This is a genomic window from Vibrio sp. 2134-1 (assembly GCF_033339495.1).
Genome location: NZ_JAWOUS010000756.1, coordinates 1 through 570 on the forward strand (window position 1 = coordinate 1; position 570 = coordinate 570).

The 570-nt window shown below is 45.3% G+C and carries 1 protein-coding gene; it reads right to left on the minus strand.

All coding sequences use genetic code 11. The features are described 5' to 3' along the window. A partial coding sequence (locus R7R78_RS28355; protein ID WP_225474880.1) for a diguanylate cyclase occupies positions 1 to 570 on the minus strand: 570 nt, incomplete at both ends.

Consider the following 570-nt stretch of genomic DNA (forward strand, 5'->3'; position numbering starts at 1 on the left):
TCCTCACCACCAACACGAGAAACAAAATCCGTAGTGCGTACTTCACGTAGTAACGTTTCTGCGACGCTACAAATGACTTTATCCCCTTCATCGTGACCGCGTTCATCGTTAATGCGCTTAAAGTGGTCAATATCAAACAAAGCCAAACACGTCGTCGGTGTATCAGGATAACGTTCTACAATATTCGCGTAGTGGGTTAATTGTTCTTCAAACTTTCTGCGGTTCCACAGTCCAGTCAAACCGTCTTTCTCACTTAAGTTGCGCAGCTGCTCTTCCAACGCTTTACGTTCAGAAATATCCACCAGCGAAGTGATGTAATAGCTGATTTTACCGGACTTTGTTAAGTTCGCTTGGATACGCATGATCGCCGTAAACACATGATTCAATTGGGTACGGCAGCGTACTTCGCCTTCCCAAACATTCTCGCGCCCTAACTTATTCCAAATGTTTAGCGTCTCTTCGAGGTCTTCAGGAAGCAAAATCAGGCTGTGGGCATTCGAGCCTTTCACTTGTTCGGTAGAATAACCCATCATGTTTTCAAACTCTTGGTTGACCATGATGATGCGGAGC